15 protein-coding genes are annotated in these 20,804 nt (G+C 45.0%); 3 read left to right on the plus strand and 12 right to left on the minus strand.

Annotated features, from left to right (window positions below; genetic code table 11):
* Nucleotides 1–151: 151 nt before the first annotated feature.
* The 4 genes from AC58PV_RS23510 to AC58PV_RS23525 all read right to left on the minus strand — a co-directional run bounded on the left by AC58PV_RS23510 (nt 152) and on the right by AC58PV_RS23525 (nt 5,917).
* Nucleotides 152–1,831, minus strand: a complete 1,680-nt coding sequence (locus tag AC58PV_RS23510; RefSeq protein WP_497434917.1) for a helix-turn-helix domain-containing protein — start codon at nt 1,829–1,831, stop codon at nt 152–154.
* 114 nt (nt 1,832–1,945) lie between these two features.
* Nucleotides 1,946–2,962 carry an ABC transporter substrate-binding protein gene (locus AC58PV_RS23515; RefSeq protein ID WP_497434919.1) on the minus strand — a complete coding sequence of 339 codons (1,017 nt, stop codon included), beginning with the start codon at nt 2,960–2,962 and terminating at the stop codon, nt 1,946–1,948.
* A 112-nt stretch (nt 2,963–3,074) separates the two neighbouring features.
* Nucleotides 3,075–3,572, minus strand: coding sequence for a hypothetical protein (locus AC58PV_RS23520; RefSeq protein WP_497434920.1), 498 nt, complete (start codon nt 3,570–3,572; stop codon nt 3,075–3,077).
* A 284-nt stretch (nt 3,573–3,856) separates the two neighbouring features.
* The gene (locus AC58PV_RS23525; protein WP_497434922.1) at nt 3,857–5,917 is read right to left on the minus strand and encodes a beta-galactosidase; all 2,061 of its coding nucleotides are present in this window, start codon (nt 5,915–5,917) and stop codon (nt 3,857–3,859) included.
* A gap of 135 nt (nt 5,918–6,052) precedes the next feature.
* Here AC58PV_RS23525 and AC58PV_RS23530 point away from each other — a divergent pair, with 135 nt between their 5' ends.
* Nucleotides 6,053–6,883 (plus strand): AraC family transcriptional regulator, encoded by an 831-nt coding sequence (locus AC58PV_RS23530; RefSeq protein WP_497434923.1) that lies wholly within the window; start codon nt 6,053–6,055, stop codon nt 6,881–6,883.
* Between the two features lie 54 nt (nt 6,884–6,937).
* Here AC58PV_RS23530 and AC58PV_RS23535 read toward each other — a convergent pair whose 3' ends face one another.
* Nucleotides 6,938–8,635: a tyrosine-protein phosphatase gene (locus tag AC58PV_RS23535; RefSeq protein WP_497434924.1), complete on the minus strand. Its 1,698-nt coding sequence runs from the start codon at nt 8,633–8,635 to the stop codon at nt 6,938–6,940.
* Nucleotides 8,636–8,917: 282 nt separating this feature from the next.
* Here AC58PV_RS23535 and AC58PV_RS23540 point away from each other — a divergent pair, with 282 nt between their 5' ends.
* The gene (locus tag AC58PV_RS23540) at nt 8,918–9,616 is read left to right on the plus strand and encodes a GntR family transcriptional regulator (RefSeq protein ID WP_497434925.1); all 699 of its coding nucleotides are present in this window, start codon (nt 8,918–8,920) and stop codon (nt 9,614–9,616) included.
* Nucleotides 9,617–9,697: 81 nt separating this feature from the next.
* Here the strand turns inward: AC58PV_RS23540 and AC58PV_RS23545 are convergent, their stop codons facing one another.
* The gene (locus AC58PV_RS23545; protein ID WP_497434927.1) at nt 9,698–10,573 is read right to left on the minus strand and encodes a DUF4846 domain-containing protein; all 876 of its coding nucleotides are present in this window, start codon (nt 10,571–10,573) and stop codon (nt 9,698–9,700) included.
* 32 nt (nt 10,574–10,605) lie between these two features.
* Complete coding sequence (locus AC58PV_RS23550) at nt 10,606–11,979, minus strand: aminotransferase-like domain-containing protein (RefSeq protein WP_497434928.1); 1,374 nt, start codon at nt 11,977–11,979, stop codon at nt 10,606–10,608.
* Between the two features lie 147 nt (nt 11,980–12,126).
* On the opposite strand from AC58PV_RS23550, the gene blaOXA reads away from it, so the two are divergent.
* Entirely contained in the window at nt 12,127–12,930 is an 804-nt protein-coding gene (blaOXA, locus tag AC58PV_RS23555; protein ID WP_497434929.1) for a class D beta-lactamase, read from the plus strand.
* Between the two features lie 2 nt (nt 12,931–12,932).
* Here blaOXA and AC58PV_RS23560 read toward each other — a convergent pair whose 3' ends face one another.
* The 5 genes from AC58PV_RS23560 to ppsA all read right to left on the minus strand — a co-directional run bounded on the left by AC58PV_RS23560 (nt 12,933) and on the right by ppsA (nt 20,716).
* Nucleotides 12,933–13,871: a helix-turn-helix transcriptional regulator gene (locus tag AC58PV_RS23560; protein ID WP_497434930.1), complete on the minus strand. Its 939-nt coding sequence runs from the start codon at nt 13,869–13,871 to the stop codon at nt 12,933–12,935.
* Nucleotides 13,872–13,914: 43 nt separating this feature from the next.
* A complete protein-coding gene (locus tag AC58PV_RS23565; RefSeq protein WP_497434931.1) occupies nt 13,915–16,104 on the minus strand; it encodes a family 78 glycoside hydrolase catalytic domain in 2,190 nt (729 codons plus the stop codon).
* Nucleotides 16,105–16,194: 90 nt separating this feature from the next.
* Nucleotides 16,195–17,442, minus strand: coding sequence for an MFS transporter (locus AC58PV_RS23570; RefSeq protein WP_497434932.1), 1,248 nt, complete (start codon nt 17,440–17,442; stop codon nt 16,195–16,197).
* A 150-nt stretch (nt 17,443–17,592) separates the two neighbouring features.
* Entirely contained in the window at nt 17,593–18,066 is a 474-nt protein-coding gene (locus AC58PV_RS23575; RefSeq protein WP_497434934.1) for a MarR family transcriptional regulator, read from the minus strand.
* Nucleotides 18,067–18,121: 55 nt separating this feature from the next.
* Entirely contained in the window at nt 18,122–20,716 is a 2,595-nt protein-coding gene (gene ppsA / locus AC58PV_RS23580) for a phosphoenolpyruvate synthase (RefSeq protein ID WP_497434935.1), read from the minus strand.
* Nucleotides 20,717–20,804 lie beyond the last annotated feature (88 nt).

Raw genomic sequence — 20,804 nt, forward strand, 5'->3', positions numbered from 1 at the left:
TTTGTTTCAACGTCCTTCATAGGTATCCCATCCTCTTGGTTATTATAGTGGTACTATACCATTCTAGTAAATTTTACCAAATGGATGAACGCATACAAATAGTGCTATAGATACAAATTCTGACTCACAAATGGATAGATTAGTATGACGACTAGGTCTGTGGACGGTATGGGATCGTAAAATCTGTCAGACCTTCGAGCATAGAAGCCCCGATGGCTTCGAGATGATCATGTAATGTAATCGGATTGTAATTGGCTAATGACAAATCCATATAACGAACTCGTCCTGCTTGAACGGCGGGAAGTGTTAACCATGCCTCTTCTTCCAGCAACTGGCGAACCCGCACAGCGTCAGGACCAAATGCTGGCACAGCCATGAAGATGCGATCACTGGCATACGCGTGGATGGATTCGAGTGAAATGCGCTTCCATTTCATTTGGGAATCATTTGCAATCAGCTCACGAACACGTTCTGGCGGTTCGAAACCTAAACCGTTGTATAGGGTATGGCCAAAATGGTGCCCTGTATACACAAAGAGCCCATGATGATAGACGAATGCTACCGCGGTCTCCTTATGTCCTATTTGATCTTTAAGTGTTCGCTGCCAATATTCGGATCGGTTGGCATAACTGGCAATCCACTCATTCGCTGCCTGCTCTTTTCCGAATAAAGCCCCTAACTTGCGCATGCGAACATTAACATTATCCTTCCAGTTGATGTCAAGCGATGTGGCTATCCGTCGAAACTCCCTTACAAGCGCTGTAGGTATATAGCTCGGATAGATGATGAGATCAGGCTTAAGAGCAGTCAGCTCCTTGATATCAATAGGTTCTTGCAAGGAAAGAACGCCCTCGGTATGCTTCTCTAGCAATTGATGGATGCTGCTATTCGCAGCAATAGGACGTAGGCCCAGGGATAGCAATTCACCAAGATACTGAATACAAACGATACGTGGCGGTTTGGCTCCCTGCTCTTTGAATTGATTTGGTGAAATTCCCGTCAATTTCTTGAAACGTCGACTGTAGTAAAACTCATCATGAAACCCGACTTTCCCCGCGATATCACGAAGACGAGCTCCTGGATTAACGGCTAGCAGTTGTTTGGAAAGGACGATGCGGAGCGCGGTCAAATAGTCCATGGGCGTCTGTCCTGTAAGTGATTTAAATACTTGACCGTAGTGCCATCGCGTCATATGTGCATCAAGAGCCAAAGTACCAATTAGCATATGTTCATTATAATGTGCATGCATGTAGGAAATGGTCTGTTCAACGGCTGCCTCATCTTCATACCGTTCTTCATGCTCCCAATGCGTCTGAATATCCTCAATTTTCCAAAGCTCTTCGGTTTCCATTGAAGCATGTTCTTTCCATATTTGCAGCATCAATTGTTGGAATAGAATATGGTTTTGCAGCGCGAGTATCCCCCCCTCTACGTTGCGCTCTAGTAACATTTTAAGTTTTCTGTGCAAAGAATCTCGTTCATCGAAGCTGAACTCTATTGTTTCTTGGGGAGATCCCCACAAATCATTGGTTGACTGATAATGCAGGAGAAACAGTTCATAACCAGGAGACCCTTGCATGTCTATGTCTACTTGAGCACCCGGTGGCAATCTCAAACAAGTTCCCTCAAAACCTTCATAGATTCTTCCCCTGATTTTGAAGGTGGCCTTGCCTTGCGTTATTACTAGTAGCCCACTGTATGTCAAATGAAATGATAGGGCACCCTGGTGAACGCTCAGCCTGTCATGCCCTTCATCTAGTGTCCATCTACGGATTTCCTTTAATTCATACACCGGCGGTGAAGCATAGGTCTGGGTTTGATCAGTTTGCAAGTTCAACGCCTCCTCAATTGAGAATGAGTATCATTTATATGCTAGTATAAAAGATTTAGTCGAAAAAAAGAAGCCATCTTCACGTCAATCACGTCAAAGATAGCTTCTTTTTTATCATTTTTGTAGTAATACTTTAGGCATCTCATCCAATAACCAATCCAAAGTTAAAGGATCATTTAGTCCCCACCGCGTGCCAACGACATGGGCTTTTCCGTTTTTAACTGCGGGAACGTTCTTCCAGATCGGACTGCTCAGAAGGTCATCCATTTCTGGGACAGTCTTACCATCCATCTTTGAAGACACGATGAAAATGTGATCAGCTGTATATTCCGGAAGTACTTCCAGTGATATTTCCTTCCATAAGGCATTCGGTTCATTCGCAAATAATTGCTTAACTTTGTCCGACTGCTTAAATCCTAAAGCATCGTACATCGTTGGACCTAAACGCTGAGTTCCATACACATAGAGTTTCTTGTCAGAGTGAAGGACGAAAGCAGTCGCAGTCGTACCCTCTTTGACAATGGAGCTAACTTCTTCTCTCCTCTTCTTCACCTTAGCATCGTACGCACTTAACCATTTGTCCGATGCACCTTGAACCCCTGCTACATCCCCAAGTTTCTTCAAACGAGTGAATGTATCTTCGCTATAGTTCATGACTACGGTTGGTGCAATTTTGGAAACGGCTTCGACTACTTTCTGATCAAGGAAATTCGGCAAAATAATGAGATCCGGATCCAAAGCTACAAGCTTTTCTGCATTCGGATTGACGCCATCCCCGCCGATATCAGCAATTCCCATCAGTTGCTCAGGTGTTAAGGAAAGCTTAGCATTTAAGAAGTTTGTGCCAATGAGGGGTCCGTTAAGAGCTTTCATCTCAGCTGCAAAATAGTGAGCAGCAATCCGAGTAGGATGAACTGGTATCTCAACTTCTCTTGAAATCGCATCTTTATACACTCTCTTTGATGCTTTCTCTGTAGGAGCTGCAGATGATGTTGACGCGGGTGATGGCGAAGCTGTTTCATTTGCTTGCTTTGTCTCCGTTCCTGTACTCCCACACGCTGATAGAATGGACAACATAAGGACCAGCAATAATGAAGTACATGCAGGTTTGGATAAGATTCGTTTTAACATAAAGACCTCCGTTTGATAATCATTCTCAATCACGTTCTCATTCTAATCCCTCCTCAAAAGTAAATCCATGGACATTTGTTGTTATTTTTCAGACAAATTTTGCATAACTAAATCACTGGTGTCTTTTTAACATATCTTCAACTTTTGCTTGCATGGATTGCACCGTAGTTTTCCTATATTGAATTCCAAGCCGAATTACCTTCAATTGCTGTCTGCGGGACAACATGCGAAATCGTGGCTCTTGTTTTAAAAATTTCCGAATAATGGTCCAACTATTGATTTCAAACCGGTTTGGTTTAAGGTAAGAAAGTTCATAAGGCAGCTGTCGTTTGCGAAAACGATTCACAAGATTTCCTAAGTTAGACGAAATCCTACTTTCATCAATGAGGCATATGGCCTTACTTTTATTGGTGTGCTTTTTGATGAAAGCAAAATGCTGATGCCCATCCTGAATGAGATAGCCACCATCTTTCTTGCTTTTTTGCACAATAAGTAATTGCATAAGATCTTGAGCCACTTTTCTCAATTCCTTCTTACGTGGTGAGATCTTCGTGTGGTTACTTTCCTGCTTAATTTTACTTAGAGGTATATATTGCACTGTATATCTCAACGTTACCCCTCCTCAATACCCGTGTTGTAAGGTAATGTATTCCAAGTTCATACAGTGTATGTATCTCAGTGTATAGGAGGAACTCACATAACCGACAGCTATAAGAATTGCCATACCATTGATTATTGGATATCAACTAATTACGAAAGTAACGAGTTAGAATTGGTAGAGTTCGGGTCTTTTAACACACGCTCATTTTAGCCCACTGTATGAATCCGTGACATTGATAAAACACAAAACCGACTGCTTTAAGGTTCAGCAGTCGGTTTACATGATTATTTCCTTTATCTTGTGCTGCGTTGGAGTAACACAATCCCGTTAACCGGCAGATCAATGACACCCTCTACCGATTCATTTGACTCCAGATACGTGTAGTTTCTGCCATCAAGTGTAATCTGTTCGCTTTGACCACTGAAGTTCATCACAAATACATAATCTGTCTCTCCATCCGTTCGAACTTGAACGGTTACACCCTGAGGGAGATGTGTATTCATAGCTTTGGCAACACCTGTCTGCTCAATCACTTTGGCGTAAAAAGCTCCAAGAAAATCTGCCTTTAGCCGCGTAGCCATGTGATAAGCTTTCCCTTTACCAAATGAATTTACAGTAAGTGCGGGTTGGCCTGCATAGAAGCTATCCGTATAGACACCTAGCACCTCTGCACCCTCGGCATGGATCAATTCACAGATTTCGTGCGACTCGAAAGTGCCAGTTAAACCTAATAGGTTATCTGGAGACATCGATAAGCCATTGCGATCGTGGTCATACAAGCCTTCAATTTCTTCCGCCCAAATACCAAGCGTTGTCCGCAATGGTCCCGGAAATCCACCTAGATGACAGAGATCATGCTCATTTACAATACCAGACCAGTACGTTGTTACTAGCGTTCCACCTTGCTCAACGAACCTTTCGAGTTTACGTCCTGTTTCTTCCCGACATAGATACAACATAGGCGCTACAACTAGCTTGTATGAAGATAAGTCATCTTCTGAGCCTAGAATATCGACAGGAACACCTTGTTCCCAGAACGCTTGGTGATGCGCGTAAATAGTTTGATCATAATGGATGCCCATGTTGCGTGGCCCTTGAGCATCTTTAACCGCCCAGCGGTTATCCCAATCGAACAATATAGCTGTTTCCGCTGGTGTCGTCGTGCCTACAACTTCGGAAATACTCGATAACGTCTGGCCCAATGCGGCTACATCTTTAAACACGCGTGTATGTTCATGTCCGCAATGATCGACGACCGCACCGTGGAATTTCTCGCTGGATCCCCTGCTTTTACGCCATTGGAAGTATTGTACTGAATCCGATCCATGTGCGATAGCTTGCAGAGAGGACAATTGGTGCATACCAGGTTGCTTCAGCTTGCTGACCGACTGCCAGTTCGTTTGACTAGGTGTGCTTTCCATCAGCAGGAACGGCTTCTTCTTCAACGAGCGGAACAGATCATGATTGAAGGCAATATATGCACCTAATTGGCTGTCATTCTTCCCTTCATGCCATGTCGGATACGCATCCCACGAAATGACATCCAACAGATCAGCAAACTTGCGATAGTCCAAGCTTTCAATCAAATGCATATTGGTTGTAACTGGAAGAGCAGGATTCGCTCCCCGAACGGCATCAATCTCATGTTTGCAGAATGCAACGGTTTGGTCGGTAACGAAGCGGCTCCAATCCAGGTTATGCCCATGTACCATCTTCTCTCCATGAGGTGCTGGAGATTCAACTTGTTGCCAATCCGTGTACGTATGCGCCCAGAAGGAAGTCCACCAGGCGGCATTTAACGCTTCCAGTGAGCCATATTTCTCTTGCAACCACGATCGGAAGGCATCCTGACAATACCCACAATGGCAATCTCCGCCAAACTCGTTGGAAATGTGCCAGCCAACGACCGCTGGATGTTGACCATAGCGTTCAGCAAGTTTCCTATTCATAATCCCTGTCTTCTCCCGATAAATCGGGCTAGTGAAGCAATGATTATGTCTGAGGCCATGGAGATTGCGTACACGATTTGCCTCTACCCGTCTAACTTCAGGATACTTCTCCGACATCCACGCAGGACGTGCCCCACTTGGCGTTGAAAGCCAAGCATAGATGCCATTCTCAGCAAATGTATGCAATATCCGATCGAGCCACTCAAAGGTAAAGGTTCCCTCAGCAGGCTCTAGAGCCGCCCAAGCAAATATCCCAATGGCCATCACGTTACAGCCTGCCAGTTTCATCAGGCGTATATCTTCTTCTAGCACCTGTGGGTCGTGAAGCCATTGGTCTGGATTATAATCAGCGCCATGCATCATAACAGGCAGCTTATTGCTAATTGGTTGAAATTTGATGGTCATCGTCAAATCATCTCTCCTCATAGGGAATCGTCGTATTCACTTATTCATTTTGATTATAGGAGAAAAAGTTGGTAAACTAATAGAAATTACGAGATTAAAAATCGTACAAAATGAACATTGATGGAGACGGGTACCATGATGCCTTTTCTTTTAGCTGAATTTGCTTTACTAGAGAACAAGTTGCCTCTCTATGTGTATTGTGTTGGCAGTCATGAGCAGAAGAATCTTCTGCGTCCTGATGGTTATCCAACCCATCAACTTTTCTTAAGCCGCAGCGGGAAAGGCATATTTCGCATTGCGGATAATCGCGATATGGTGATGACGCCTGGCACTATGCTCATCCTCCCTGCTGGCGTACCTCATGAATATTTTCCTAATCAAAGTGAAGATGCCTGGGAGCTAGGTTTTGTTGCTTTTGGAGGACCCACAGCAAGTTCCATTCTTGCACATTTGGGCAACCAAAAACCTACCCTACTCAAAAAAGCACAATTCCAATTGTACTGGCATAAGCTAGAATCCTTATGGCAACTCATTAACTTGAATGGTGAAAGCGGTTATTGGGAAGCATCTAGAAAAATGTATGATTTCTTATTGAGTGTCTTAGAAGATCAGACCACGGAAGAAGCCAAGCAGCGAATTAAACCCGTAGGGCAATCCAATCCTGCGCTTCAAGAAGCGATCAAATTCATACATGATCATTATAATGAACGCTTACATTTGTCCAACTTGGCAAGAGCAGTCGGTTACTCTGTTCAACATTTTCATCGTCTGTTCGTAGCCATATACGGCATATCACCCATGATGTACATTCAACAAATTCGCATGCGTCGTTCTGTCCAATTATTTGAAGAAAATCCTACGATCACAGTTGAGAAGGTTGCTCAGCAGATGGGTATGGAAACCAGCTATTTTATCCGAATGTTCAAGCGTACGTATGGCCAGACGCCAAAACAATATTTTAAATAGGAAAAAGGAAAATAATCCCGTGCGCTCTCCAAGCGACACGGGATTTTTACTACCTTATATTTTCTTAGCAAGCTGTAAGAAACGCTCTAACATAGTCGCTGCTTGCGCGCGCGTAGCCGGTACCGATGGTGACAATGTGTCGTCACCAAGGCCGTTTACAAGCCCGCTTTGCAGAGCCGCGGCCATCTCCGGACGCGCCCATACGATGCTGCTGCTGTCTTTGAACTTCGCCAGCGCAGACTTTTCCGCCTCGGCGCTGAGCGCTGTGCTTACACCAGCCCCCTGCAGGGCGCGGATGAGCATCGCCGACAGCTCTTCGCGTGTAATCGGCGAATCAGGCTTGAAGCCGTGATCCTCGTAGCCGGAGATCAGCTTCGCTTTCACAGCAGCGCTTACTGGTGCTGCATACCAGGCACTATCAGCGACATCGTGGAAGCCGCTTGCCACGATGGAAGCTGGCAGTTGCAGCCCGCGTACCAGCAAAGCAGCGAACTCGGCGCGCGTGATGTTCCGGTTCGGTGCGAATGACAGATCATTCACTCCACTGACGATGGACGCACTCGTAAGCTGCTCGATGTCTTTTTGTGCCCAGTGGCCAATAATATCGCCGAAACTCGGTGCATAGGTACCCGGTGCCTCCAAATACATCGACTTCAATTCGTCACGGTCTTTTGCCGTTACGTCTAATACTTGCTCGAAGAAGGCATCGTAGCTGCCATATTGCTTTTTGATCTCATCGAGGGAGGCTTGCAGCCACTCGGGCTCAACGCCGAGAATGGAGTTAGCGATTTTCTTCGAGTCTTCCGTAGTCATCATTGGCGCCATATACTTGATCGTCATCTGATTGCTCGCATAACGGTAGTCGTTACTCAGTAAATAGTCCTGCATAATGGTTTTCTCATCAACCCCAAGCGCTAGTAAAATAAGAGCCGATCCTAGTCCCGTGCGGTCCTTACCTGCCGTACAGTGGTAAACGATAGCGCCATTTGCCGGATCTTTCAGCAGATTGAACAGTGTTTTGTATGCCTCTACTTGTGGATCGCTAACCATATTGCGCTGGCCATCTTCCATCATCGCCATCATGCTGGCATAATTCATTTGGAATAGCTGCGTAATATCAGTCGAGTTGCCCAAGTCTTTCATAACAGGGTCCCACACATAGGTAACACCTGGAATTTCTGGATCAGGTTTCTGCGCAACTTCGCCTTGAGAGCGAAAATCGATGTTCGTGTGGATGCCTAGATCTTGAACAACTTGCTTATCGCTCGCAGTTAACGCGGACAGCTCATTTGCACGGAACAGCTTGCCCCATTTTACAGTGCGACCATCCGACGTTGGGTAACCACCTAGATCACGGAAATTATCAAGTCCTTTGACATTGACTTTGCGCTCAGCAGTAATTACGGATGTACCGGCACCTTCAAGTAGGAAATAGGTACGACCGGCTGGGTTCGGATCCTTCACAGTAATCGAACCGTCTTTGACACCTTGTGCGAGTACATGATCTTTATCAAAGTTATATGGCGAACGGCTCCAGGTAATACGAACGTCCCCATTTTGACCTGCACCTAACTGCCAGCTCAGCTTGATCGATCCATCCGATTGCCGCTCTACCCCTGCGGTTATGTTGCTGATCTGCTGTGTTGGCTGAACAGCTTCTGCTGCGTAAGCCTGGTTCCCTCCTCCTACTGTCTGTATGATAGTCATCCCCAACATAACTGTCGCTGCTTGTACTGCTAACCATTTTTTCATAGAAATTCTCCTGTCTCCTGTTAAATAATTGTCGCGAACCTTCAGGTATTAGATTAGGATCGGATTGTTAGTGGAAGATAGGATTTATGTAAGCGGAATGTTAATCTTTCGTGCTCCATCTTGATACATGAGCACCAAATAAGGCGTAATATCTGATTAAAACCTAGCAAAATGGCGTTTCGACAGGTAAGTTAACTCATATTATTTTCTTCAACTTAATATTCAGCTTACATACAACATGCATAATAAATGTTATTAACTATTAGATAAAGGCGGCATAACATGACTCCAATTCTACCCGATGCACGGAATGCAACGAACCTCTTGGGCACAGCTAAACTGTCTCTTGAGAAAGTAGCCTATCAACAAATTCGTGAGAATATTATTAATGGGCATTTCCTGCCAGGCATGCTGCTTTCAGAGAATGAGCTGGCCGAGCAACTCGGCATGAGCCGAACGCCAATTCGAGCAGGAATTTCGCTCCTAGAGACGGAGGGATTTGTGGAATCGATCCGGGGGCGAGGCGTATTCGTCAAAGAGATCTCATTTCGCGAATTTCATGACATGTTTGAGTTATTGGCTTCCATGCAGTTATATTGCCTAGAAATTGCGGCGATACGGAAGCTTAGCTTTAATCTGCCTGAGTTGGAATATCATCTCATGAGGCAGTTGCACGCTTCAGAAGAGGATGACTACCGCACCTATTATGAAAGCGGACTTCTATTTATTGAAACCATGCTTCGGCTCGTAAATAATGCAAGCATGCTGCATGTTCTCGAGCAAATTAAAGGGAAATTTATGTTCAAAATCATTTCATATCGCAAGCTGCACGTTCACACGTTACCGAAACCACAGCAATCAGGCCAATCCAATAAACGGATTTTCGATTCACTTACAGCAGGCGATTTGGATGAGGCAAAACGATACATGCTTGAACTCATTGAGCAGACACACAAGCAATTCCAATCCGTTGAAATGTAAATCATGGGCCCGGCAACGCACAGCTTCTAGCATTCAAATAAAAAAAGAGAAGGATCCCCTTATTGGGCCTTCTCTTTCGAATTAATCAGTGAACCTATACAGTTGTTCCCGTGTAAATGTCCATTCCGGGGAATGCAATTTACCTTCAAACGCAGTGGAATACCAAGGATTCCCCTCTCCGTTGCCCATATTCACTAGAATATGAATGTCTTGCGCAGGCGTGTAACCTTGGGCAAGGATAAAAAGCTTCTCGCCCGTCTTCGGATTCTGTGCCATATCCAATACGACGATGGCATGTCCCGGCGAGCCTCCTTCCAGGAATACATCGCCAACTTGCATGTCAGATATCGGCACTTGCTTCATTTCCTTCGATAAGGATAACGTTCCTGCGTACGCAAATACCATGTTCAAATAACTTCGAAATACCTCATAGCTGTTAGAGGCCGCTCCCCGTTTTACCCATGAAACTTTGTTACCGGATACGTCGATCCGATTCCCTTTCCTCCATGTAGCATAGTCAGCTTTGAAGCCATTTGTGAAATTGAAGTGGATTTTATCATAATTGCCAGTACCATACAGGTATTCTGCTCGCAGTCTCATAACCGCATCTGCGCACTGCTGCAGATCCCGTTCACCAACATCCACATCAAGGACAGCTTCGTACACCTCTTTAGCTTTAAGTTCGCCATTAAACAAGTGTACTTTGGAACCAGGAGGTTTCAGAGGCAGTTTACGCAAGTATTCTGCATAGGACCCTTTCTCAATAGGAACCCTCTCATAACCCTTGGGAACGGTTATTCGTTCCATCACGTTGGTACCTTCAGCAAGAACTAATTGTTGTCTGCTAGATTTGCTTCCTGTCACGGCATTCGCTGCTTTGGACAGTTCCTCTTTCGGTGATGAGCAAGAACTAAGTAAGAGTGCAGTAAGAACAGTAACTGGTATCCATTTATTCATCAATTGCAACAGCTCCATTCCTGGGACTTGATCTATACGGTCTTCACAAACCTCACTTCGGTACGCTGACGGAGCAACTCCCGAATGCCATCACCTATGGCTCGGATCCCAGGTTCGATGAGTCTCTCATCCACTTGAGAGACACTCAGTCGAAGAACGCCCTCCTGTCTAAATTCCGGAAGGTACATACGCTGGACGGGGTCAACTCCTACACCACACTCCAGTAGGTAATCAGCTGTTGCCTGCGCTCGAAGTGGTGCTGGCAACCCTATCGTCGTATAGAATCCCGAGTAAGATTTGGAGTAAGTGGTACCCCGTGGCAGATACTTGCGGTACGCTTCTTGGAGCAGTCCCGCCTTGCGGCGGTAAATCTCGCGCATTCTGCCGATATGAGCGGCAAACATTCCACTCTCGAGGAATACCTCTAGCGCCCCTTGTGTCAGAAGTGGCGAATGCACGTCGGCAGCAACCTTCGCGCGTAAGAACTCTTCCCGCAAGCCATCTGGCACAACGGCCAGCCCAAGGCGCAAGCCAGGGAGCATGACCTTGGAGAAACTCTTGACATAAATAACCCGCCCAGATGGATCATAAGCAAACATGGGGTCGTACTTTGAATCTCCGTCTAAGTCCCCCATGTAATCATCCTCTATGATGTACACGTCATATCGCTGAGCCAACTCCACCATGCGCTTGCGTGCTTCGTTCGTGTGGCTGTACCCAGTTGGATTGTGTAACCTTGACACGGTATAGAAGAACTTGATATCCCCTTCTCGAAACAGTATCTCTAATCGAGCTAGGTCCATCCCACCTTCTTCATACGCTATGCCATACACACTACCTCTATATCCCCGCAGAGATTCAATCATGCCCGCATGCACCGGCTGTTCCACGACGATGTTGCTCTTACCATTGGGAAAAGGCAACCCAACCAATAAATTCAGCGCTTGCTGGGATCCAGTCACTACATAAATTCGTTCAGGCACCGTGAACACCTGCAAATCCCGAAGATGCTTGGCCAACTGTTGTTGCAAGGAAGGCAGTCCCTGCCCATCCGAGTATGTGAACATGTCCTCGCGGTACCGCTCGATAGCTTCGTTCATGCAGTGTTGAAAGTCACGGTACGGCATAGCGCTCCGGTCAGGTCCCGCCCACACGAAATCGATGACTTCCTCTGAGCCGCTTGCCTCGTCTATACTTTCGCGCCTATGTGCCACATAATAGCCGCTCTGAGGCACAGCATAGATCCTGTGCTTTTGTTCGAGTTCCCCATACGCCCGAATAACCGTATTTCGGCTGCAGTTGAAGGTTTCCGCTCCTTCCCGGATAGAAGGCAGCTTGTCCCCCGGTCTCCTCTTGCCGTCCATCATCTCTTGCAAGAGCTGTTCCACAATCCTTTCAAATAGCATGTTCCAATTCACTCCTTCATGCCAACTGTATGGGTACACTTCCCGCAAACAGCCCAGTAGCCCCTCCGTTAATTCCTCTATACTCAGTGTTGTCGACACGAGATTTTCTGTTACTCCATTATGAATAAGCCTGAGGAGGAATGCAATTTGTTTACTTGGAAAAGGAAATACCGAATCGTCCTGGCGTCCGCCACCCTACTCTTCGTATGTACATCAGGAAGTGCTGCACTTTCTGTTAATGCCGCATCGAAAGATACGAAACTCCCTTGCGCTGAGATGTTCCAAGGCAATCAGGGTACGCTGATTGTCAAAAATCTAAAGACTGACCGCGTGTACGTCTGCAATCCCGAACGGAGCAAGCAGCGGTTTACGCCAGAGTCTTCGTTCAAGGTGCCGAATGCGCTCATCGGTCTTGAGGAAGGAGCCGTGATTGACGAATATGACGTGAAGAGATGGGATGGTGTCGTCCGTCCGTTCGAAACATGGAACCGTGATCATTCATTAGCTTCTGCATTGCGAGCTTCTGCAATCTGGTATTATCAAGCCATGGCCAGGGATATTGGGAACGATCGGATGAAGAGTAATATAGAACGAATTCATTATGGGAATATGGATATTAGCGGGGGCATCGATACATTTTGGTTGAATAGTTCCCTCAAGATCTCAGCGGAGGAACAGGTGAATTTCATGGAAGATCTGGTGGAAGAAACGCTGCCGTTCCAAGAGCAGACGATGAAAACGGTGAAACGAATCATGATTGATAACGACCAAGATACGTACACCGTCCATGAGAAGACGGGCACGCGGTTATCCGATATGGGTCTTGGATGGTATGTTGGCTATGTGGAGCGTGGTAAAACAGACTGGGTGTTCGCTGCAAATGTAGACAGCAGTGGGACAACTGCCAAAACGATTACCTTGAAAGCTTTGAAGTCCCTAGGCATTATGTGAGTTCATGTATAATTCCTAGCAATCTGCTCTCCTTGTATTCTAATTTTCTCGGCCACAAACGCAGGTTCAAGAACACGAACCTCCGAACCATAGCTAAGGAGCATGCCATACAGCCAGTGATTATCAGGATAGCTAGTACTGACGAGCAAGGAACCATCTTCTTGCCTTTTGATATTGTCCAGACCGAAGGCTTCCTCCACTCGTACTCGTAATCTTGGCTGAAATAACAGCAGGAGTGGAATTGATGGACCCTTTTCCTGAGTTCCCCATCGTGCATCAAGCTCGCTCATTCGAACACCTTTGTTCGTGAAATGCTCCAAATGGATGTGTAATCCGTTTATTCTCGAGAGACGGAAGGTCCGATAGTCGCTACGCAGCCTGCAGTAAGCATACAAGTACCAGGCATATCCTTTCCAGGCTATCCCAATGGGTTCGACCTCTCTCTGTTCTTCAATACCTTCTGTATTCGTATATAAAAAGGAGACAACCTTTCTGATCTTAGAAGCTTGACGCAGCGAGACAAGCATGGATTTGTCCTTTAATCCTCCGCCATGCCAAAGATTCGTATCAAACAGAAGTGTTTCACCCGACTCTTCCATTTGATTGTGCTCAGATCTCACGACGAGCGCTTTGATTTTAGTTAATAAATCATCCATCTCTTTATCGTCAAGAGAAGCTTGTACCCCTTTTAACGCGATCAGAATGGATTGCAAATCATCTAACGTCACAATTTGCCGATCAATTCGGAACTGCTCCATGATTTCATATCCCCCATCGTTTCCTGTGAAGGAAACGATGGGAATGCCTGCGGTATTAATCGTCTCTACATCGCGATAAATCGTCCGAAGTGAGACTTCAAATTTATCCGCAAGTGTTGGAGCGTTAATCCGCCGCTGACTTAATAGCAGCATTGTTATGCCAAGTAAACGCTGAATCTTCAAATCAATCTCTCCCTATACAGCATTGCAAATTAGAGCCATTGGATTAGGTCCGTATCACAGCGATACCCGGTGGGAAGCTTTCACGCCACTCCCCATTCTCGTATTGGAGACGAATCGTGCCCGTTGGCACATTCAACTGCAGCGTAAAGGATGTCCAAGATGCAGGAAGCTTCGGAGAAAATGAGATTTCCTGCCATCCCGGCTTTAATGGTTTTAAACCAATAATATCCTCAATTAGAATTGGAACCGGCCCACTTGCCCACGGATGGCATAAGCTTGTGTTCCATTTCTGGTCTTTCCCCCACGCCTCGAAGCAGGTGGTTGCTCCTTCTTTGAGCATATTCCCCCAAGAGTGTTCATCATCCGCTGAGAGTAAGTCATAGATGAACTCATATTCTCCGACCTCTGCAAGAGCCTTCATAACAAAGTAAGAGAAATACACCCCACATGCAAACCTCTTCGTCCGAATCATATTGACAATGGAACCGACAGATTCCTTCGGTGCGATATGGAACAACAGAGGAAGTACATTGGCATGCAGAGCATGATGCGTACTTTGCTCGGCATCTCTGAATAACCCTTCCTTCTCATCGTAGAATGCATGTAAGAAGCTACTCGTTAATTTCGGCAGTCGATTCTCAAACTCAATTCCGAGCAATTCCCGAATCTCGTATACCGTTTGTACACACCCGATATATAATGCATTGATGACATTGTGGCAGCCAGGGCCAACTGGCCTAGTCAGTTCGAAATCATAGTTGTCGCGTAAATTTTGCGGCCAATCAACCAGATTCCATTTGTCCGTGAAATTCGCAATCAATCCATCTTCACGCTCGAATTTCTCAAAATGTTTAAGTAATCCCTCCGCATACGGGTACATCTCCTGAAGAAATGCTTTATCCCCGCTGTACCGATAGTACGTCATGACTTGCATCGGCCACTGCAGGGAGAAATCAGCTATTTCCTGCATGAAATGTCCGGGCACGACGGCCATAATCCCATCACAGACGAACGAACTTCGCCCGAATTGTTCAATCGCTTTACGAACCAGTCGCAAGTCCCCGCTAAGCAGCATATGGGAATGACCTATGATCGTATTGTCGCCCAGATACTGACCTTTCTCCCGACTTGGACAATCAACGAAGTTTTCCTGAGATCCATAGCGGACGCCATTCTTACAAATTTCGAAAATTTGATTCATTCTTTCATCGGAACTATGAAGTACGCAACTTTGATCATCTAATGGATAATGTCTGACGACCGCGTGGAAAGATTCAGGTCTGAGTGATGCCTCAGGCCCTTGTACTTCCACATAGCGGAATGCCTTGTAATCATATGTCTCATAATCATCGAGATCACCAGATAATGTCCATTGGTCATGATACAGGCAATTGCAGCGCATTTCATAGCGAACGGATTGATCCCCTGGCATCAATTCTTCCCCTGACCAAATATGTACATTTTCGCCTGCCTGTCCATGGGCATTCATGGCGAATTGACCTGTCAACTCGGTCCCGAAGTCGATCAGATAATGGCCAGGTGCAAGCCTTTCGACCCGTGCAGGCTGCTTCTTATAGACGTCAAGCAATGGTGTTGGCTGCTGAACAAATGTATAATCGGTATGCTCCGCGGCTTCCGCATGTGGCCAATCTGAATCGTCGAAGTTGACATCCATCCAACCGCGCTCGGATTGCCTGGCATCTAGATGTTCTGTGAATTGCGTATCATACCCAAATGTCACACCCGGCCGATTATCATGAACACGTTTCGCTTTCCAAGTACGATCTGTCTTGAGCAATAGATTTTCGTTGGACCACAGTTCTGCGATAAGGCCTTGTCGATTGTCAGCGCTATTATAGGCGCGGTTCAACAACCCTTGATAGTAAACATGAACGGCTATCGCATTTTTACCCGGTTTTAGAAACGAACTTACATCTATACGATTGTAATAATAATGGTTAGCATCACTTTGTGCCGGCCCTTGACCAACGAATTCACCATTGATATACAGTTTGTAGTAATCATCCGCTGTCAAATGAAGCCAAAACTTGGCGTCATCGATCACCGAATCCTCTATCGTAAATACGTTTCTTACATACCAATGATGATGTTGTAAGTCTGTTAGGTACGGTTCGTTTGCTACCGTTTCATGCTCTTTATGGTACAGATATAATTTGTCCAGCTCCATAAAAGGGCGATCTGTCAGCCATTTTGCCTGCCACTCTTGTGTCAACCTATCCCTCTCCTCTTCATGTGTGTATGACTATCAGCAACTATTCGTGAGCGCATAGGAATATTCCTTTTCTTAATATAATTTTACAGGCTACTTTGATAAAAATACCTTTCTGCGAGTTCTCTTATATAACACTGCTATCGCAACTCCTATAAGGATAATTCCCATTATCGCGGGTGCAGCATGGTCTAGTGATACATAGAGTTGGCCGCCAACAATGGGCCCAATCATTCTTGCTAAAGCCTGAATGGCTTGGCTGCCTCCCTGAATCCTTCCTTGTTCACTTGAATCGACTGACTTGGAGAGCATCCCATTGAATGAAGGTCCGAAAATCGAATCACCAAAACCAAAGATAAACGTGCCTACGATCAATAAAGGATACCATGAGCAAATAGCAGCTAGGGCAATTAGTGCGTAGCCGATCATTTCTGAGGCCATCCCTAATATGGCGATTTGTTGATCAGTGCGTTTCATCAAAAGCTTAGGCATAATCAAACTTTGAGAAATGATGTCTTGGACGCCTATAATTGAGAACATCAGTCCGATCAGCGCTGGTTTCCAACTAAACGTATCTACTGCAAATTGTGAAAAAACTGCCTGTAATGATCCATTGGGGATCCAAAGTAAAAATGCGGAGATAAACAATCGTTGTAAGTGTTTCATCGAAAGTAGGTTTGCAAGCTGCCTAAATGGATTAAGCTTTCCAATACTAATCACTAGCCGTTTATTTTTCTCTTTAAGGCTCTCAGGCATATAAAAGTAGCCATAGATAACATTTAATAAAGTGATTAGTGCTCCAACATACATCGGTGTAGCGTAACTAAACTTGGCAAGCAAGCCGCCTACCGTTGGGCCAATGACTGTACCTATCCCTACAACAGCACCAACCCATCCAAAGTATTTGGTTCTCTGTTCCGAAGGAATGATGTCTGCAAAATATGCGAAGATCGTGCTTATGCTACCCCCCGTTACTCCTTCTATGATCCGTCCCACAAATAGGACCCATAGGGCTCCTCCAAGCCCGAAGACGAAATACCCGATTGCAGAACCGAATAAGCAGAGTAAGAGTAAGGGACGACGCCCATATTTGTCACTAAGAATGCCAAGTACAGGGGCTGCAAAAAACACACAGACGGCATACACAGAGGTTAGTAACGTGACAACGATTGCTTGTTCGCTTGGATCGTTGATATAAGGTTGCACGATGAATGGAACGACAGGCGTTATAATGCTGAACCCTATTCCACAAAGAAATACAGAAATAAGGCCGAAAAGTAAAGCGTGTTTATTGATGTTGTGATCTTTGTTTTGTTTATTGTGTGTGCGAAATATAGTCATGGATCTTCTCCCTGCAAGTTGTTATTTTGATTCCTTGGAAACAAATATATCGTATCGAAACTTTGTTTCCTTGTCAACAAAATAAAAAAAAACAGCCGTTCTCGAGTGAGAGCGACTGCCTGTTACAGGTTGCCTATTAATGATTCGAATTTATTCCGAGGTTAAACCTATGCTCAATTTCTTTAACTCTGCATCCAGATGTTGATTATATTTCTCTACGAATTTAAGCACACTATCAAATTGTTCATCGGTCACCTGTTCAAATACGGCTTTATCCCGCTCTTGAAACTCTTTGTGCAGCTCATCATGGATGTTATATATGTGTTTCCCTTGTGGAGTAAGCTTGAAATAGATTTCTTTCTTATTATCCGACTTCTGGTAACTTTCGATAAGACCTTTTTTTATAAGCTTCTGCGTTAATTTACTGATGGCACCGCGTGTCATATAAAAGGTCTCGGCGAGTTTGGTCACATTGGAATCTTTATTATTCTCAATGTATTCGATGCAATGGACTTCAGATGACTTATATCCTTTTAGACTATCTTCCATTTTATCTTTATTAAGCCAAACCATCTTGTTATATATGTCCCTGAAACCCTTAATAACTTGATCTTCTTTGTTCATAGTCACTCCTCCCTTTGAGACCGAAACGGCAACGGCCACTACACTTACCTATCTCTTATATTAGCTCAATATACCCTTCCGTGCCATGCACGCGAATCCGTTGCCCATCTTTAATCAGTTTGGTCGCATTTTCTACCCCAACAACAGCAGGTAAGCCATATTCTCGTGCGATAACGGCACCATGGGTCATCAATCCACCCACTTCGGTGACGAGTCCTTTAATGGATACGAACAATGGTGTCCATCCCGGGTCCGTAAAAGACGTGATTAGGATGTCTCCCTCTTCTAAATTCGCATCCTCCATCTTTAAAATGACACGAGCACGTCCTTCTATGACGCCAGAAGAAACGGAGAGACCCACAAGCGCATCATCAGGGATATTGTCTCGGTTATATGTACCCGAAATAATTTCACCATCCGATGTGATTACGCGCGGAGGCGTTAGTTTCTCATATAACTTGTAATCGTCTTTCCTTTTACGGATCATCTGGTAATCCAATTGATTCGTACGTACCACATCGCGAAGCTCTTCAAAAGAGAGATAGAAGATATCTTCTTTTTCAAGAATGATACCCGCTTGCACGAGAACTTCAGCTTCTTTCAGTAAAGCCTGCTTATAAACGAAATAGCGGTTAATCCAACCGTATTTGGGATATTCACGGTATCCGATGAAATTGCGAATTCGGCGAATCATTCGTTGGGTCTCTTCTGCTTTGTGTTCACCATCCGGCAATTGGCGTAATCGAGCGACTAGTTCCTGTTCTTTATCCAAAGCTTCTTGGCGCCCTTGTTCAAATTTCTGTTGACCCGCGTTTGGTTCAAAGGATTTGATGTTACCTAGAATCAGTGGAATCAACGCACTCGGATTTTCACTCCAACGGGTTCTCGAAATGTCGATTTCACCCGCGCAGCGCATTCCGTATTTATGAAGATAAGCCTGGATGGCCTCTTGTGCTTCCAGTCCACCTTCGAGCTTAACCAGTTCGTCTATGAAGTGATCATCTTTTACACGCTGCAAATATTCAATGACTTGCGGATAAGGCCGGATCTGATCTGCAACCCCCATTAAGGCTAGACCCATTTCCGAAGTAATATTGTAAGGTACCGATTGGGAAAGCGTATCTACTGCGTTTTTTTCGCCTAACCACTCGTTCATTTTGTCATTGATCCATAAGGAAGCTTGAATGGCAGTCATAAACACAGCCGTACTTCGTGGGTCAAATAATATCTTCTTCAATTGCTGGACATCTTCCAAAATACAATCCATTACATCCGAGCCTGATTTCGTCTGAATGCGTTGTTTTAACTCTTCTACCGATGCCTCATTGCTCTGAATCAATTCAGTAACGATATTCGGATTATTTTCAATTTCTTCAAGGAAATCAGGCGTATGTCTTACTGGAATCGGTACTGTTGGATCATCTGGCGATAACTTGATATAGTCTCGCTCAATGATGGTCATGAGTGCGCCTTTGATGAGCGGATCGGTTCCGATAGTATTTAGTAAAGTTTCCCTGTCGGAAGTTTTAGCCAGCCTAGGAGCAACATCAATAAACAACCGTCCACCTGCTTTACGCATGGGTGCAGGCGTAATTAACAGGTAGAAAGATAATCCCATTGGTTTAATGGGGTCCGTCATCATCTGTTGGTGGCCAACGGATAAATAAACGTGTTTCGCTTCATCACTCGCTTCAGGAATCGGGAATAAAGTTGTGATTGGACGGCTCTGGACAATATAAAATGTATCTTCTGCCAAACACCATTCGATATCTTGTGGGTTGCCAAAATAAGCTTCTATCCCTCTGCCAATACGAGCTAGTTCTAGAATTTGTTGATCCGTCAATGTTTGAGAATTCTGCTCCTCATGGCTGAGAGGCTTAGTCTCTGTGCTGCCTTCTTCTCGACGATAGATCGCTATTTTTTTGGATGCAATCCGTTTATTGACGATATTCTCATCTTGTACGGTATAACAATCCGCAGATACTAATCCAGACACTAACGCTTCACCGAGTCCATAACTGGCATCGATGGAAAGTATCTTTCGGTTGGAAGTCATCGGATCCGCGGTAAATAATATCCCCGAAGCTTGCGGGAAAACCATCTTCTGCACAACAACAGCCAGATATACTTGACTGTGATCGAAACCATTTTGCAACCGATAAATGACCGCACGATCTGTAAATAAAGAAGCCCAACATTGGCTAATATGCTGTAAGATACTTTCTTTGCCGATGATATTTAAATACGTGTCATGTTGTCCTGCGAAAGAAGCATGTGGCAAATCTTCTGCGGTCGCGCTAGAGCGCACGGCATAGGCATGTGCATCACCGATCTGTGAGAGATAGTGCGTAACCGCATTGACAACTTCGGATGGCATTTCTGCGTCCATGATGACTTGTCGAATCTGTTTACTAATTTCACCAATGTGATCTCGATCATCTGCGTTTAGCAGGGAGAGTCGGTTCAATAAAGCCTGGTAAGACACATTATGATCCATAGCTTGGTGAAACCCTTCCGTTGTAACCACGAATCCATCTGGCACTTTGATGCCTTCAATTGTTGATAAGATCCCTAGATTCAACCCTTTTCCACCAACAAGCGAGAGTTGAGTGACATCCATTTCCTCCAAACTAAGAACCCAAGAACGCATGCAAGATCTCTCCTATCCATACAAGTAATAAAAACCATTTGACAAGTGTTTCGGCCTCGTGCTACAATAATAATATAAGATACAATTT

The sequence above is a fragment of the Paenibacillus sp. J22FR83 genome (genome assembly GCF_059691955.1).

What these genes read in the sequence shown, in the direction of transcription:
- AC58PV_RS23515 (WP_497434919.1), bottom strand. Translation starts at nt 2,962, where the DNA reads ATGTTAAAACGAATCTTATCCAAACCTGCATGTACTTCATTATTGCTG.
- AC58PV_RS23525 (WP_497434922.1), bottom strand. Translation starts at nt 5,917, where the DNA reads ATGACCATCAAATTTCAACCAATTAGCAATAAGCTGCCTGTTATGATG.
- AC58PV_RS23530 (WP_497434923.1), top strand. Translation starts at nt 6,053, where the DNA reads ATGATGCCTTTTCTTTTAGCTGAATTTGCTTTACTAGAGAACAAGTTG.
- AC58PV_RS23535 (WP_497434924.1), bottom strand. Translation starts at nt 8,635, where the DNA reads ATGAAAAAATGGTTAGCAGTACAAGCAGCGACAGTTATGTTGGGGATG.
- AC58PV_RS23540 (WP_497434925.1), top strand. Translation starts at nt 8,918, where the DNA reads ATGACTCCAATTCTACCCGATGCACGGAATGCAACGAACCTCTTGGGC.
- AC58PV_RS23545 (WP_497434927.1), bottom strand. Translation starts at nt 10,573, where the DNA reads ATGAATAAATGGATACCAGTTACTGTTCTTACTGCACTCTTACTTAGT.
- AC58PV_RS23550 (WP_497434928.1), bottom strand. Translation starts at nt 11,979, where the DNA reads ATGCTATTTGAAAGGATTGTGGAACAGCTCTTGCAAGAGATGATGGAC.
- AC58PV_RS23570 (WP_497434932.1), bottom strand. Translation starts at nt 17,442, where the DNA reads ATGACTATATTTCGCACACACAATAAACAAAACAAAGATCACAACATC.
- AC58PV_RS23575 (WP_497434934.1), bottom strand. Translation starts at nt 18,066, where the DNA reads ATGAACAAAGAAGATCAAGTTATTAAGGGTTTCAGGGACATATATAAC.
- ppsA (WP_497434935.1), bottom strand. Translation starts at nt 20,716, where the DNA reads ATGCGTTCTTGGGTTCTTAGTTTGGAGGAAATGGATGTCACTCAACTC.